The organism is Mesorhizobium sp. WSM4846 (assembly GCF_055811415.1).
Window position 1 is genome coordinate 113178 of record NZ_JBVVPZ010000013.1, and the last position, 16098, is coordinate 129275.

A 16098-nucleotide genomic window follows, 5' to 3' on the forward strand; every position below is an offset into this window, starting at 1 on the left:
CATCAGCGCTCGCCGAAGGTCTCGAAAAAGTCCTTCATGCGGGCGAAAAAGCCGCTCGACTGCGGCGAATTGTCCTTCGAGGAAAGCTGCTCGAACTCCTCCAGCAGCTCGCGCTGGCGGCGGGACAGGTTCTGCGGCGTCTCGACCGCGGTCTGGATGTAGAGATCGCCGACATTGTGCTGGCGCAGCACCGGCATGCCCTTGCCCTTGAGGCGGAACTGGCGGCCGTTCTGGGTGCCTTCCGGCACCTTGACCTTCGTCTGGGTGCCGTCCAGCGTCGTCACCTCGAAGGAACCGCCAAGGGCAGCCGTCGTCATTGAGATCGGCACCTTGCAGTAGAGATCGGCGCCGTCGCGCTGGAAGAATTCGTGCGGCTTGACCGCCAGGAAAATATAAAGATCGCCCGACGGGCCGCCGCGCAGGCCGGCCTCGCCCTCATTGGCAAGGCGGATGCGGGTGCCGTCTTCAATGCCGGCCGGGATGTTGACCGACAGCGAGCGCTCCTCGGTGACGCGGCCCTGGCCGGCGCATTTCGCGCATGGCTCCTTGATGGTCTGGCCACGTCCTTGGCATTGCGGGCAGGTGCGCTCGATCGAGAAGAAGCCTTGCGTGGCGCGCACCTTGCCGTGGCCGTTGCACATCGAGCAGGTGACGGGCTGGGTGCCGGGCTTGGCGCCGCTGCCGGAGCATTCCATGCAGGAGATCGAGGCCGGCACGTGGATCTGCGCCGTCTTGCCGGCAAACGCCTCCTCCAGCGTGATTTCCATATTGTAGCGCAGGTCGGCGCCGCGCTCGCGTCCGCCTGACGAACGGCGCTGGCGCCCGCCCATCATGTCGCCGAAAATATCCTCGAAGATGTCGGCGAAACCGCCGGCGCCGAAGCCGTGTGCGCCGCCGTTCATGCCGCCCTGTTCGAAGGCGGCGTGGCCGAAACGGTCGTAGGCCGCCCGCTTCTGCGGATCCTTCAACGTCTCGTAGGCTTCGTTGATTTCCTTGAACTTGTGCTCGCAGGCATGATCGCCGGGATTGCGATCGGGGTGGAACTGCATGGCCAGCTTGCGAAAAGCGCTCTTGAGCTCCTTCTCGTCGGCCCCCTTTTGCACGCCCAGCGTTTCGTAGAAATCAGCTTTCATCTTTTCCCGCAGTCCGGATATTCAACGTCTTGAAGCACTTTGCGTCGTTCGCCGGCACGCTGTTCCGATTTAGGTGCGATGGAGCCGGGATGCCAGTGTTGACACGGGCTTGCCCGCATTTTTTCGATCAGGCGCGCACTTTTTCGGCCAGAGTTGCAAAAAAGCCCGGCTTTACGCCGGGCTTTACTACAGCGCAGCGCGTCCTGTTGGACACGCAAAGGACGCTATAGTACTTTGATTTTTGCGCATGATCCTTTCCGGAAATCGATTCCGATTTCGGGGTCATGCGCCTAAACCTGCCGGCAGGCCGCTTAGGCCGACTTCTTCTTGTCGTCGTCCTCGTTGATTTCCTCGAAGTCGGCATCGACCACGTCGCTGTCCTTGGCCGCGTCCGCCTTGGCGTCAGCTTCCGCGGCTTCCTTCTGCGAAGCCTCGTACATGGCCTGGCCGAGCTTCATCGAGGTTTCGGCGAGCGCCTGCGTCTTGGCTTCAATCTCGGCCGCGTCGTCGCCTTCGGCAGCGGTCTTCAGCGCCGCGATCGCATCGGCGATCGCCGTGCGGTCGGTCTCGGAAACCTTCTCGCCATATTCCTTCAGCGACTTTTCCGAGGAATGCACCAGCGCCTCGGCCTGGTTGCGGGCCTCGACCAACGCGCGCCGCTTCTTGTCGGCCTCGGCATTGGCTTCGGCGTCCTTCACCATCTTCTCGATGTCGGCGTCCGAAAGGCCGCCAGACGCCTGGATGCGGATCTGGTGCTCCTTGCCGGTGCCCTTGTCCTTAGCCGAGACGTTGACGATACCGTTGGCGTCGATGTCGAAAGTGACCTCGATCTGCGGCACGCCACGCGGCGCCGGCGGAATGCCGACCAGGTCGAACTGGCCGAGCGCCTTGTTGTCGGCGGCCATTTCACGCTCGCCCTGGAAGACGCGGATGGTCACGGCCGATTGTGAATCCTCGGCAGTCGAGAACACCTGGCTCTTCTTGGTCGGGATCGTCGTGTTGCGCTCGATCAGCCGCGTGAACACACCACCCAGCGTCTCGATGCCGAGCGACAGCGGCGTCACGTCAAGCAACAGCACGTCCTTGACGTCGCCCTGCAGCACGCCGGCCTGGATGGCGGCGCCCAATGCGACGACCTCATCCGGATTGACGCCCTTGTGCGGCTCCTTGCCGAAGAACTGCTTCACGATCTCCTGGATCTTGGGCATGCGGGTCATGCCGCCGACCAGGACGACCTCGTCGATTTCGCCGGCCTTCAGGCCGGCATCCTTGAGCGCCGCCTTGCAGGGCTCGATCGTGCGCTGGACGAGATCCTCGACTAGGCTCTCGAACTTCGCCCGCGTCAGCTTCAGCGTCAGATGCTTGGGGCCTGTGGCATCGGCGGTGATGAAGGGCAGGTTGATCTCGGTCTGCGTCGTCGACGACAGCTCGATCTTGGCCTTTTCGGCCGCTTCCTTGAGGCGCTGAAGCGCGAGCTTGTCGCTGCGCAGGTCGATGCCCTGTTCCTTCTTGAACTCGGCCGCCAGATATTCGACCAGACGCATGTCGAAATCCTCGCCGCCGAGGAAGGTGTCGCCATTGGTCGACTTCACCTCGAACACGCCGTCGCCGATTTCGAGCACCGAAATGTCGAACGTGCCGCCGCCAAGGTCATAGACGGCAATGGTCTTGCCTTCCTTCTTGTCGAGGCCGTAGGCAAGTGCGGCCGCGGTCGGCTCGTTGATGATGCGCAGCACTTCCAGGCCGGCGATCTTGCCGGCATCCTTGGTGGCCTGGCGCTGGGCGTCGTTGAAATAGGCCGGAACGGTGATCACCGCCTTCTCGACCTTCTCGCCGAGATAGGCTTCCGCCGTTTCCTTCATCTTCTGCAGGATCATTGCCGAGATCTGGCTGGGCGACTGCTTCTTGCCGCCGGCCTCGACCCAGGCGTCGCCATTGTCGCCCTTGACGATCTGGTAGGGGACAAGCTTCTTGTCCTTTTCCGTAACCGGATCGTCATAGCGGCGGCCGATCAGGCGCTTGACCGCGAAGATGGTGTTTTCAGGATTGGTGACCGCCTGGCGCTTGGCCGGCTGGCCGACGAGGCGCTCGCCGTCGCTGTTGATGGCGACGATGGAAGGGGTCGTGCGCGCGCCTTCCGCATTCTCGATGACCTTCGATTCCTTGCCGTCCATGATGGCGACGCAGGAGTTGGTGGTCCCCAGATCGATACCGATTACTTTTGCCATTTTTCTAATCTCTCCGCTAAGCAGGCTCTCAGGACCCGTACAGGCGTTCCGACGAAAGCCCCTGTTCACAAGAAATTCCGCTTCGGCAACCGGCATTCCGGCGCCGAACGGCTTGGCGCGTATATAAGAACAGGCTGCGCGGCGCGCAAGCATTCTGCGCAAGGCATCCAACACATCCTTTTCTCGGCCCGGCCAGGGTTCTCCGGCCCATGAACTTTTCCGCGTCGGTTCGCGACTGACACCCAGATGCGCCGCGTGGTGCGGCCCTGGAAAGGAAAGGCCATGACTGGAAATCCAGGCTCGGCGCGACCACCGCTTTCGGGGGGGGCGCTATGCCAGGCGTTTCGCTTGTTGCGTTGACCATGCGTAAGAGCCGGCATATCGTGATCACGAGGAAAGCTGACAATTCGATCAGGGAAAAACGTGCCGGAACGTCGCGCCTTGCCCTGATTTGCGCGGAAACGTCGGATGTTTCTCCCGTCGCCCGCGGGGGGAATTCCATGTCTTGCGACTACGGCGCGTTCGTGCGCTCTCGTGCTGGCCGTTTGCGCCGTGCGATGCAAACAGCGAGCGGCTTTCCGGCGTTGGCGCTCGCCACCATCCTGTGGCTTGGCGGTGCCGTCCAGGCGCAGGAAACGCAGATCATCTATCCAGGCTCGATGGCGGTGACCGGATTTTCCGGTACCGTCATTCGTGATCTTGAGGAGGGCCTGCCGCCCAGCGTCGACCCGGTCGACGAAACCTTTATCGACACGACGCGCGCAACCTTGCGCGTCTTTGACGTTTCAAGGCTGGGCGGGCGGGCCTCCGGCCAACTCGTCTTTACGCCGCCGCCCTTCGAAGTGACGGCCGGGCAGATCGGCCAGGTGTTCGGCATCACCTATGACGACGGCGTACGAGACGGTTCTCCCTCGGGCATTGCGAACCTCTATGCCGGCGCCACCTCGCTGCATGGCGTCAGCATCGTCACGTCAGACGAAGATGCGGACGGTAGTCCCGAGCGGCAGCGTCGCGGTGCTGCCGGCGCCACCTTCATGGACGGCCAGTTCGGCACCGAGAACGGTGGCGGACCGGGCACGATCTGGAAGATCGACGGCATCACCGGCCAGGTCAGCAAATTCGCCGACCTCGACACCAACAGCGGCCCTGGCATCGGCGACGTCACCTTCGACAATATTCGCCGCCAGTTCTTCGCCAGCGACCTCGACACCGGTCTCATCCATCGCATTGACGCCAATGGCACGCTGGTCGACACGTTCGACCACGGCGTTGCCGGGCGCCCGGCGCACGGGCTGGCCCCGCTTGCCGACGATGGCTTGGCGATGGACATCGAGGGCGCTGCCTTCGACAGCGAGGACCCCGACAGCTGGGGTTATACGCAGGATGATCGTCGCGTCTGGTCGGTCGCCTATCACGGCGGCCGCCTCTATTATTCCGTCGCTGAAAAGGCCGAGCTCTGGTCGGTGGGCGTTGCCCGCGACGGCAGCTTTGCTGGCGACCCGCGCTGGGAACTGACGGTCAAGGCCGGCAACGACCACGCCGTCACCGACATCGCTTTCGACATCAGCGGCTTCATGTACCTGGCCAAACGCGGCCCGGTGGAAAACCGCTACGACTACAGCCGGTTCGCCGGTACCGGCACGGGCGAGGTCTTCCGCTATTGGCGCGAAAACCCGGACGATCCGGCGACGGAATCAATCTGGGTGGAAATGCCGCAGGACTATGCGGTCGGCTTCCCGCGAGACAATCGGCAGTCGGCTGGCGGCCTTGACCTGCAATATGGCTATGACGCTGACGGCAATCTCGACGCGAGCGTCTGCACCGAGACGCTGGTCAAGTCGGCCGACAAGTTGCGCGACAACCCCGCACTTGCCGAACAGCTTGCCGGCGGCGGGCCGCTCGCCGTACACGGTGTGCAGATCACGCCGACGGCGCTGGTCAAGCCGGCCAACGTACCGCCTTTCGGCGCGTGGTTCATCGACTTTGACGGCTATTTCGAAGACCCCGAGGTAGAGGCCCCCGAGCTAGAAGGGCATGTCGGCGACGTCGAAGTCTGGCATCCCTGCGAAGGCCGTGCCGGCTACTATGAGCAGATACCGGGAGGTGGCTACCTGCCACCTTTCTATCCACCCGACTTCCCGCCCCCGCCTCCTTGCCTCGACAACGACCGCGACTGCGCCTCGATCCCGATCTGCCGGCGTGGCGACCGGGACCGCGACTGCCGGCCGCCGGTGGAAAAGAAGGTCGATCTGATCCTGAAGAAGCGTGCCCGCACCCCGGTCTGCACGGCAGATGGTGTCTGCACCTTCGTGATCGATATCATCAACAACGGCAACGTCCGCTACGACGGGCCGCTGACGGTTACCGACACCTATCCGGGTGGCGTGCCGGCATCGTCGAGCTTCGGCCCGATCCCGCCATGGACATGCGGACCGAACGGCCCCGGCCAGTTCCGTTGCGACAATGCCGGCATCGTGCTCTCGCCGGGCGCTTCCACGCCAATCTTCGTCAAGGCGGTGATGCCGGCCGGCTACCGGCCAAACACGGTCGAGAACTGCGCCGAGGTGAAAGCCATCCCCGGCGAGAACGACCTCACCAACAACAGGGCATGCGCCAGGCAACGCATCCGTCATTCCGACAGCGGCAAGCCGGCCATGCGCCTCACCAAACTGTGCAGCGGAGCGCTGGCCGGTGCTGCGGCCGTCACCTGCCGCATCACCGTCATCAGCACCGGCACCAGTGCCCCCACCGGTCCGGTTTGGGTCAACGATGCCGCCACGCTGGTGGCTGGCGGCGCGCGCGTCCAGATCCAGACCGTCACTCCCGACGGCGCGGAATGGACGTGCGGACCGGTTCCGGCCAATGCGTTGTCGTGCCAGGTTCCCGGCGCCGTCATGACGCCTGGAACCAGCCGCCACTTCGACGTGGCGCTTGCGGCGAATGGCGTGTTCGAGAACTGCGCACGCGGTTCCTACGGTCCGGCGCCAGGAGACGACGTCGTCCATCCGATCGGCAGGGCCTGCGCCAAGGCCGGTGGCGCCTCGACCATCCGTGTCGAGAAGACCGGCGATGCCGAGTGCCGGATCGGCCAGCCCTGCTCGTTCGAGATCACCATCGCGAATGATGGGAAAAACGCCTTCTCCGGTCCGGTTCGCATTGGTGATGCGATCGGTGTCGAAGGCCGCGGCCGGCTGGAAGGCGTGGCGATCACCTCGATCGACCCGCCCTTCGGCTGTGCGCCGGAACCGGCGACCTTGCCGGCATCCTGCATCGCCAACCTGACGCTCGGCGCCGGGGAAAGCCACGTTCACCAGGTGACTGTGATCATTCCCGACGACGGCCGCCTGACCAATCTGCAGGGCACCGTCAGCGGCCAGAACTGTGTCGGCGTGCTGTCGCCCGACACGCCGGTGCGAGGTGCCGGCAAAATGCTCTCCCCAGACCCGGCCAATGTGCAGGGCGATCGCGGCAAGGCCTATGCCTGCCATCCCTTCACCATCAAGAAACAGGTGAAGAAGGCGTGCTCGCAGGGCCTCGTCATGAACGACGCCGGCCGGTGCTTCTGCCCGCAAGGCACCATTTTCCGCAACGGCCAGTGCTCGTCGGGTGGCGGCACGGTCATCATACCGAAGCCGAAGGAGCGCTGTGTGCTGCTCAAGGGCCAGATCCGCACCTCCGACGGGCGTTGCGTCTGCCCGCGCGGAACCGAGATGGAGAACCGCAGGTGCGTGTCGACCGACGAGCCGCCGGCACGCCTGTGCAAGCTGTTGCCTGGCCAGATCCGCACCAAGAGCGGCGACTGCGTCTGTCCGAGACGGACGGAACTGAGGGGCAGGGCCTGCATGCCGATCGTCACGAAGCCGACCGTTGAACAGTGCACCATCCGCGGCCAGGTTCACAACAAACGTGGCGCCTGTGTCTGCCCGCGCGGGACCGAGATGATCAGAGGCGCATGCCGCCGGGCGCAGCTGGAGTGCGCGCCTGGCTCACGGCTGATCAACGGCCGGTGCTAGCCGATCATCAGGCGGCGCTGCCCGGTCGGGACAGTCGGACAGTATCCGGACTGCACTCCGATCCGCAGGGCGCCGACGCTGCAGATCAATCCGAACCTGCTGCTGAACCCGAACATCCTGCAGCAGCCGAGACGCAGGCCGCGGGCTCTCCAGTAGGGGACCCGGCGCGCAACAGTCCGTCACCTTAGACCGCAACACCAAGACCTCGCCTGAGCAATCCGGCGGGGTTTTGGTGTTGGTCGGACGCGTTTCAGCCGCCGCGTGAACCTAATCGCTGCAGTCGGCGACAAACTCCGTGAAGCAACATTTCAGGGAGAGAGAAAATGTCTTCAGCCAAGCATGTTTTTCGCAACACGGCGGCGACCGTCGCCCTGATCGCAGCCGCGCTCGCCACCACACCGGCCTTCGCCAAGCAGGCGAAGATCAAGTCAATGTCATTCAACACCGAAAGCGCCAACACGACGATCCATGTCGGCTCGAGCGACAAGCGAAAGTGGGACACGCTGAAAAGTGGCAACGTCCAGTTCTGGGGCCACATGAAGCTCAACACACGGTGGCCAGGTTATGTGCAGGAAGTCGGCGTGGCGCTCGGCGTTTGTGGACCGGGCCAGTGCGGCGCGTTTCCGCCGATCTGGAGCGCGTCACCTGTCGGCCGCGACTACGACCATCAGGAAAATTTCTCCTTCGATCCCTCCATAATACCGCTGTCGTCGGACACCGGCATCGCCGTCGTGCCTTACGGCGACCAGATCATTGCCAGGTGCAACCAGCACCTCCAGCCCGATGGGCCGACAAAGTCTTACTCGTTCACGCACAGCTTCCATGCGAGCTTCTCGGCACTGACCGACACGGCGCTCGACATGGACAATGCGGTCAGCGAGGCCCAGGGCGGCAGCTGGCCCCATCCGCTGCACGGCTCGCACTATGCCGAGCATGGATCGTTCGACGTCCAAATTGTCTGCGACCCCGTCATCAAGCCGCCGGCTCAGGACGTCGCCAATGATTTCGGCGAATTCGACGTGGGCAACATCAAGCTGTTCCTGACCACCTACCAGTCGAACCAGACCGGCTCGACGCCCGGTACGGTCTGCCCGTCGTTGAAGGTCACGAGCCGGGCGCAGGCCAACCAGGCCGGGCCGGTGTCGATGCGCATCTGGCGCCAGAAGAACGACGGGCCGATCACCTCCGAGGTGCAGCAGGCGTGGGCGTCATACGACGCGACCAAGAATGGCTATTTCGCCACCTATGAGAAGTGGGAGGATGTCGGCGCCACCGCCTATTTCCAGTACAAGACCGAGATCATCGGCAACGGACCGTTCGAGCCATTCGACGGCTGGAAGGACATCACCGTCCATTGCACCGGCGCGGGTGGGGGCGGCTTCACCGACGCACCTCAGGACAACCCCGACAACCCGCCGGCGCATTCGGACTGGCAGGGCGAGGTCACTGTCTCGGACAGCGCTGGCTTCAAAAAACTCTGCCCGCGCAAGGGCCAGGTGTCGTTCGACGTCGAGCGCGAGGCGCCGGGTGCGTTTCACTACCGCATCAGCTGCTCGAACGGCGCATTCTTCACCGACACGACGGCCGCCTTCAAAGATGGCGGTGTGTTCAAGGCGAGCGCCGCACACGAGTTCAGCATTGTCAGAACCCGCTCGATCCAGTGCACCCTGCAGGAGATCAAGCAGAACGGTTCGATCGCCACCGTCGACAACAGCACGGAGGATTTTACCTGCATCAAGCGCAATTTTGATCCGAATGCCGATGGTCTGGCGGTCGATACGCCACCCAATCCCGGCAAACCGCAGCTTCCGCCGGTCGTCATCGATGCCGGCCGCACATGCCTGCCGAGCCAGAGGCCGATCCGCGGCAAATGCGTCGACAAGCCGCTCATGGCTGCCTGCCGCAGCACCGAAAAGCGTGTCAACGGCAAGTGCATCGGGGTCAGCATCCACTGCCTGCCCGGGTACCATCAGGTCGGCCTGAAATGCGTGCGCAATGCAGTGATCGCCGACAGGTGCAAGCGCAACGAACAGCGCATCGACGGGAGATGCGTGCGCAAGCCCTCGATCGTTATCGACTGCAAGCGCGGCTATCATCTGGTCGGCAAGGCATGCGTCAAGAACCCGCTGATCATCACCGCCTGCCGGGCAACCGAAAAACTGGTGCGTGGACACTGCGTGCCCAAGCAACCTGTGAAAAAGCCCAATCTGCAAAAAGTGAGGCAAGGCAGCGGCAAGGTCTTACTGCCACGACCGGCCAGGCCGCTGCATCCGGTGAACTGAAATCGCGACGCTTGAACAGGGAGAGAGGCCGACGCTGCCTCTCTCCTTTGCGCAGGCACCGGATTCCTGTCGACAAGCAGCGCTGAGACGATTACGGCGAAGGCGGACTCAAGAACGGGAAGCGAACATGGCTCACAAGACCCTGATCGCGCCATCTGTGCTGGCGTCGGATTTTTCGAAGCTGGGCGACGAGGTCGAGGCGGTGGTGGCGGCCGGCGCCGACTGGATCCATCTCGACGTCATGGACGGGCATTTCGTGCCCAACATCACCTTCGGCCCGCCGGTGATCAAGGCGATCCGCAACCGCACCAAAACCTTCTTCGACTGCCATCTGATGATCGCGCCGGCCGATCCCTATCTGCAGGCGTTTGCCGAAGCCGGCTGCGACGGCATGACGGTGCATGCCGAGGCCGGGCCGCATCTCGACCGTTCGCTGCAGACGATCAGGGACCTCGGCAAGCAGGCCGGCGTGTCGCTCAACCCGGCGACGCCGGAAACGGCGATCGAATACGTGCTCGACCGGCTCGATCTGATCCTGATCATGACCGTCAATCCGGGTTTTGGCGGCCAGGCCTTCATCCCGGAGGTCGTCGACAAGGTGAAGCGGGTGAAGGCGCTGATCGGCAATCGGCCGATCCGAATCGAGATCGACGGCGGCATCTCGCCGCAAACAGCACCTTTGGTCACCGCCGCCGGCGCCAGCGTGCTGGTCGCCGGTGCGGCTATCTTCAAGGGCGGCAGCGTCGAAGCCTATCGGGCGAACATCGAGGCGATCAGGACAGCGGCCGACCAGGTGGCCGGCTGACGCTGCCGCTGCCGGCGCGCCGTCACCGGCACGCGCTGTTCTCCCAGCCGGTCAGGAATTCGTTGGCCGACGCCGGTGCGCTTGTGCTCGTGACATGCGATCCCCAGCCAAAATGGCCTTGTCCATTTTTGGCGATCTTATTGGCATATCCAAAACTACCATCCATATTCTCTGTCTCACCCTCATGTCTCTCCGGACCCTCCCGCAGGCTCCTCTTCGACGGTCGGATCGATGAACCGCAGTCCTTTCTTCGCTGACCTTCTGAACACCATCGCCGACCGCGGCCGGATGATGCTGAACCTCGTGCGCGGTGACGAGCCGGTTTCGGCCGACAGCCTGGCACGTCTGTGCGTCCGTCTGCTTTCCAGCCAGGGCGAGGCATCGGGCGTCGCCTATGCAAGAGAAATACTCGATCGCTGGCGCACCCTCGGTGCCGACGGCAGGTTGGCTTTCCTGCATGTGCTGCGCGATCGTTTCGGCACCGATCACGCCAGGCTTGCCGCCGCGGTGGATGCCTATCGCGCCACGCCGGACGATCGCTCGGCACTTACCCTGCACGACGCCGCCGAGCCGGCCAGGCAGGAGCTCTTGCGCCGTTTGAACCTGGCGCCCGGCGGCATCGAGACGCTGGTGCGCATGCGCCAGGATCTGCTTGCCCGGCTGCCTACATCGCCCGATCTCGCCATCGTCGATGCCGACTTCACGCACCTGCTGTCGTCTTGGTTCAACCGCGGCTTCCTGGTGCTGCGGCGGATCGACTGGTCGACGCCGGCCAACATCCTGGAAAAAATCATCCGCTACGAGGCGGTGCACGCCATCCACACCTGGGACGATCTGCGCCGCCGGATCGAACCTGACGACCGGCTCTGCTATGCGTTCTTTCATCCGCAGCTCGGCGACGAACCGCTGATCTTCGTCGAGGTCGCACTGACCCGGGCGATGCCGACGACGATCGCCGAGCTGCTCGCCGACGAGCGGCCGCCGGTGCCGCCACGGCAGGCTACGACGGCGGTGTTCTATTCCATCTCCAACTGCCAGGAGGGCTTGCGCGGCATCTCCTTCGGCAATTTTCTGATCAAGCAGGTGGTCGAGGATCTGCGCCGCGACCTTCCCGGCCTGACCGATTTCGTCACGTTGTCGCCGGTGCCGGGCTTTGCCCGCTGGCTGGCCGAGCAGGCCGAAACCATCCCCTCCGCCGCCGAAGTGCTGGACCTCGTCGCCGACGAGGGTTGGCATGCGGACGCTGCCGCTCGCGACCGCGTCGGCCCGGCGCTGCTTCCTCTTGCGGCACAGTATTTCCTCGAATCCCGCACCGCCTCCGGCAAGGTGATCGACCCGGTCGCCCGGTTCCATCTCGGCAATGGCGCGCGGCTGGAGCGCATCGACCTTTTCGGCGATCTGTCGCCCCGCGCCTTGCGTCAGGCGCATGGCCTGATGGTCAATTATCGCTACAAGCTCGGCGACATCGAGAAGAACCACGAGCTGTTCGCCGCCAGGAACGACGTGGCGGCCGCGCCGGCCGTGCGCCGCCTGCTGCCGAAACCGGCCGCACCGCGGCTTCCGACGCCAGCCCAGGTGATTGGGGACAAGAGGGACATTTGAGCAACCACCCGCTTCAGGCTGCGGGCCGAACGGCTGATGCCTTAGGCACCCTTTGCGACACCGACCTCGAAAACCATCTTGCCTTCTATCCAGACGCCCTTGACGTCCAATTCGTCCGACAGCGCAACGATATCGGCGGCGGTGCCGTTGGCGAAGCGCCCGAGCCGGTGTGATTGGCCGATCGCCTGCGCCGGATAGAGCGAAGCCATGCGCAGCGCCTCCGACAGGTCCAATCGGACGACGCGGTGGACGAAGCGGACGGCGGCGATCATGTCGAGATCGGCGCCGGCCAGCGTCCCGTCGGCAAGCCGCAGGCTGCCGTCCCTGCGGTAGACGGTGCGGCCGTTCAGCGTGAACGACGTCATGTCGGTGCCGATTGTCGCCATGGCGTCGGTGACCAGGAAAATTTTTGCCGGGCCCTGCTTGGCGCGCAGCGCGATGGCCATGGTGGCGGGATCGACATGGATGCCGTCGGCGATGATCCCGGCAAACAATGTGCCTGTATCGATGGCAGCACCCGCCAACCCCGGCTCGCGGTTGCCGATCTGGCTCATGGCGTTGAACAGATGGGTTACGACTGTTGCGCCGGCATCGGCGAACGCGCGCGCCTTGGCATAGAAGGTGTCGGAATGGCCGAGGCTGACGACGAGGCCGGCCTCGACCAGCGCCGAAACACGTTCCGGGTCGACGGATTCCGGCGCTACAGTCGTCAGCAGCACCGGCAGGGTTTTCCGCGCCGCAACCAGCACCGCTTGGTCGGCATCCAGCATCGGCCGGATCAGCGCCGGGTCATGCGCGCCCTTGCGGGCGATCGACAGATGCGGGCCTTCGAGATGCAGGCCCAAAAAGCCCGGCACCTCTTGCCGTGCGGCCTCGACCCCGGCGGCAACCGCCGCTGCGGTGATGGCGGGCGTGTCGGTGATCAGCGTCGGCAGCAGCGCGGTCGTGCCGAACGGCGCATGTGCCCGGCAGATGGTCTCGATCGAGGCGACATCGGGGTGGTCGTTGAGCATGACGCCGCCGCCGCCATTGACCTGCAGGTCGACGAAGCCCGGTGCAAGCATGCCGCCGCCGGTTTCGATACGCTCGATGCCGGACGGAACGGCTCCGGCGGCGACGATGGCCTCGACGAGACCGTCTCGCACGACAAGGGCAGCGTCGTCGTGCCAGTCGTCGCCGTCAAAAATCCGGGCGCCAGTCAGGGCAAAACGGTAGCTCATATGGTTTCCGTCACCTTGCGCAGATTGGGCGGCGTGTCCGGATCAAGACCGCGATGGCGGGCAAAGGCCTCGACGAAGCCATAGATGGACACGATCAGCGCCAGCGGGTCGGTCAATGGATGGCCGGTGGCGACATGCGGCAGGTGCTGAGCGCTTGTCGCCTTGTCCGAAGTCACGAAGACGGCCGCGCCCTTGCCCGCCAGGCTGTCGGCGGCCTCTGCGACCGACGGCTCGGAAGCATCGCGGGCGGCGAGCGCCAGCACCGGAAAATCAGGGCCGACCAGCGCCAGCGGGCCATGCATGACTTCGGCAGCGCTATAGGCCTCGGCGTGCATGGCGCAGGTTTCCTTGAATTTCAGCGCCGCCTCATTGGCGATCGCCGCGGACGGACCACGACCAAGGATGAACAGGGATTTCTGCGTCTCAAGGGCGCTGGCCAGCGCCATCCAGTCGCAGGCGATCGCCTTGCGGAAATGTTCTGGCAAACCGGCGAGCGCCGCCAGCAACTTGTCGTCGCCGGTGCTATGCGCCATCAAGGCGAGGCCGGCGACGGCTGAATTGACGAAGGTCTTCGTCGCCGCGACGCTGCGCTCCGGGCCGGCCAGGATGTCGATCGCATAATCGCAGGCCCGCGCCAGCGGCGAATCGGCGGTGTTGGTGATGGCGACGGTCAGCGAACCGCCGGCTCTCGCGGCTTGCGCCATGGCGACGATATCCGGGCTCTTGCCCGACTGCGATATCGCCAGGCAGGCCGAGCCGCCCAGCTTGAGCCTGGCGCCATAGATCGAAGCGATCGACGGGCCGACCGACGCGACGGCAAGGCCGGCGGTCAGTTCCACCGCATACTTCATGAACGTGGCGGCATGGTCGGAGGAGCCGCGCGCCACGGTGACGACGAAGTTTGGGTCACGCTCGCGAATGCCGCGCCCGGCCTCGATCAGTACCGCCGCCGAACCGTCGAGCAGGCGCGCGGTGGCCTCCGGGATCTCCTCGATCTCGCGCCGCATATGGGTAATCCCCATTTGGGTGTTTACTGTGCTCATGGCCGGCCCTCTTCGCCCGGCCCGCTCAGCCGGAGCTCGGCGACGAAATCATAGGCGTCGCCCCTGTAGATCGAGCGGGTGAATTCGATCACCTTGCCGCTCGCCAGATAGGAAATACGCTCGATGTGCAGGCCGGCAATGCCTGGCGGCACTTCGAGCAGGCGCGCGTCGTCGTCGCCGAGATTGGCGGCGGAGATGCGCTGCACCGCCCGCACCGGCCGATGGCCGGTCGTTTCCAGCGCCGCGTAGAGCGACGACCCGATCGCCGCCGGGTCGGGCAGCACGCTGGCAGACAGTGCCGCGCGCTCGATCGCCAGCGGCGTTTCGTTGGCGATGCGCAGCCGCGCCACCCGCGCCACCAGTTCGTTCGACGACAGGCCGAGCACCATCATCTCGTCCGGCGAGGGCGCATAGAGGCCGCGGTCGAGCCAGGCCGAACGCACCGCCATGCCGCGCCGGGCCATATCCTCGGTGAAGGACGTCAGCCGCGACAGCGACTGCTCGACGCGCTCCATCCGCGGCGCGACGAAGGTGCCGGAGCCGTGACGCTGGACAAGGATGCCGCCCTTGACCAGATCCTGCACCGCCTTGCGCACGGTGACCCGCGAAATGTCGGCCTTGCTGGCGATGTCGCGCTCGGACGGCAGCGCGTCGCCCGGCCCGATCAGGCCGCGATTGACCGCATTCTCGATGCTTTTCCTGAGCTGCAGATAGAGCGGCGCGCCGCTCTGCGCCGACTGTTTCAGCGTGGCGAAGATTTGGTCGGCGGCCTCGCTCATCGCGCCGCCTCCGTCGCAGTCGAGAAAACGCGCGTCGCCATCTGCACGGCGCCGCCCAGCGCGTCGTCGAGCGGCGGCTTCAGCAGCGCCCGGTAGCGCGCCGACAGGCGTGGTGAATAGAGCGGCGCCAGCCCGCCAAGCAGGCAGAGCGGATCGTCGTCGCCGAGATCGAGCACGCCAAGTGCTGCCTCTACGTGGGCGATTGCCTTGTCAAGGATCCAGTTGGCGACGGCGTCGCCCTTTTCGGCATGCTCGAAGACCTTGGGCGCGAAGCCACCGAAATCGCCGGGTTTTGCGTTGGTGGTGAACTCGACCAAATCCTCGGGATTGTCGCGGAAGATGGCGAGCATGGCCTGCGTTAGCGGCGACCCCTGGCGGATGCCGTCATAGGCGAGCAGCGTCTGTTCGAGCAGGTCGCGGCCGATGCGGGCGCCGCTGCCCTGGTCGCCGACCTGGAATCCCCAGCCGCCGATGGCGCGCGACTTGCCGTTTTTGCGCGCCATATAGGCGGTGCCGGTGCCGAGGATGGCCATCGCGCCGTCACCGGAGCCGACCGCGCCTTCCAGGGCGATCTCGGCGTCGGTCTCGACACGGTTTTGGCTGAACGGCAGGATCGCTTCGAGCTGCTGCCTGTAGGTGCCGACATTGGCGCCGGCGAGGCCGAGGATGGCCGGGGTCTGCGGGATCAGTTCGGGATCCTGCCCAGCGGCGACAAAGGCCTGCCGCGCTGCCTCGACGATGTTGGCCCTGGCGCCGGTGAGATCGGTGCGGATGTTGGCCGCACCGCTCTTGGCGCGGCCGACGACAGTGCCGTCCGCTGTTGCAAGAGCCGCCCTGCAGCTGGTGCCGCCGCCATCGATGCCAAGCACGAATTTCACATGATTTCTCCTCCTGGCGGATAATACCAATAAAATACCAATAGCCAAGGATTAATTTTCGTTTCAAAAAGATTAAGGCGTATTTTATTGAAAAACCTACGCATTTTGACGAAAG

9 protein-coding genes and 1 pseudogene are annotated in these 16098 nt (G+C 64.6%); 4 read left to right on the plus strand and 6 right to left on the minus strand.

Features of this window, described 5'->3' with window-relative positions; translation table 11 throughout:
* Nucleotides 1-2: 2 nt before the first annotated feature.
* Both dnaJ and dnaK read right to left on the minus strand, forming a co-directional pair.
* The gene (dnaJ, locus tag AC0L15_RS14020) at nt 3-1133 is read right to left on the minus strand and encodes a molecular chaperone DnaJ (protein WP_128174784.1); all 1131 of its coding nucleotides are present in this window, start codon (nt 1131-1133) and stop codon (nt 3-5) included.
* A gap of 311 nt (nt 1134-1444) precedes the next feature.
* Nucleotides 1445-3361 carry a molecular chaperone DnaK gene (gene dnaK / locus AC0L15_RS14025; protein WP_287246915.1) on the minus strand — a complete coding sequence of 639 codons (1917 nt, stop codon included), beginning with the start codon at nt 3359-3361 and terminating at the stop codon, nt 1445-1447.
* A gap of 500 nt (nt 3362-3861) precedes the next feature.
* Between dnaK and AC0L15_RS14030 the strand changes: the two are divergent.
* From AC0L15_RS14030 to AC0L15_RS14045, 4 genes and pseudogenes are all read left to right on the plus strand, one after another.
* Nucleotides 3862-7371: pseudogene (locus AC0L15_RS14030) on the plus strand (hypothetical protein); the annotation flags it as partial.
* A 326-nt stretch (nt 7372-7697) separates the two neighbouring features.
* On the plus strand, nt 7698-9656 hold the full coding sequence (locus AC0L15_RS14035) for an EB domain-containing protein (protein WP_287246913.1): 1959 nt from the start codon (nt 7698-7700) through the stop codon (nt 9654-9656).
* A 127-nt stretch (nt 9657-9783) separates the two neighbouring features.
* Complete coding sequence (gene rpe, locus AC0L15_RS14040) at nt 9784-10461, plus strand: ribulose-phosphate 3-epimerase (RefSeq protein ID WP_287246912.1); 678 nt, start codon at nt 9784-9786, stop codon at nt 10459-10461.
* Between the two features lie 231 nt (nt 10462-10692).
* The gene (locus tag AC0L15_RS14045; protein ID WP_287246911.1) at nt 10693-12063 is read left to right on the plus strand and encodes a malonyl-CoA decarboxylase; all 1371 of its coding nucleotides are present in this window, start codon (nt 10693-10695) and stop codon (nt 12061-12063) included.
* Between the two features lie 41 nt (nt 12064-12104).
* Here the strand turns inward: AC0L15_RS14045 and nagA are convergent, their stop codons facing one another.
* Genes nagA through AC0L15_RS14065 form a run of 4 tightly spaced genes read right to left on the minus strand, consistent with a single transcriptional unit; the run spans nt 12105 to nt 15983 of the window.
* Entirely contained in the window at nt 12105-13283 is a 1179-nt protein-coding gene (gene nagA / locus AC0L15_RS14050) for an N-acetylglucosamine-6-phosphate deacetylase (RefSeq protein WP_287246910.1), read from the minus strand.
* Complete coding sequence (locus AC0L15_RS14055) at nt 13280-14290, minus strand: SIS domain-containing protein (protein ID WP_287246974.1); 1011 nt, start codon at nt 14288-14290, stop codon at nt 13280-13282. The genes nagA and AC0L15_RS14055 overlap by 4 nt, the downstream gene beginning before the upstream one ends.
* 32 nt (nt 14291-14322) lie before the next feature.
* Nucleotides 14323-15105 (minus strand): GntR family transcriptional regulator, encoded by a 783-nt coding sequence (locus AC0L15_RS14060; protein WP_287246909.1) that lies wholly within the window; start codon nt 15103-15105, stop codon nt 14323-14325.
* Nucleotides 15102-15983, minus strand: a complete 882-nt coding sequence (locus AC0L15_RS14065) for a glucosamine kinase nucleotide-binding domain-containing protein (protein ID WP_473496494.1) — start codon at nt 15981-15983, stop codon at nt 15102-15104. Before AC0L15_RS14065 ends, AC0L15_RS14060 begins: the two co-directional genes overlap by 4 nt.
* Nucleotides 15984-16098 lie beyond the last annotated feature (115 nt).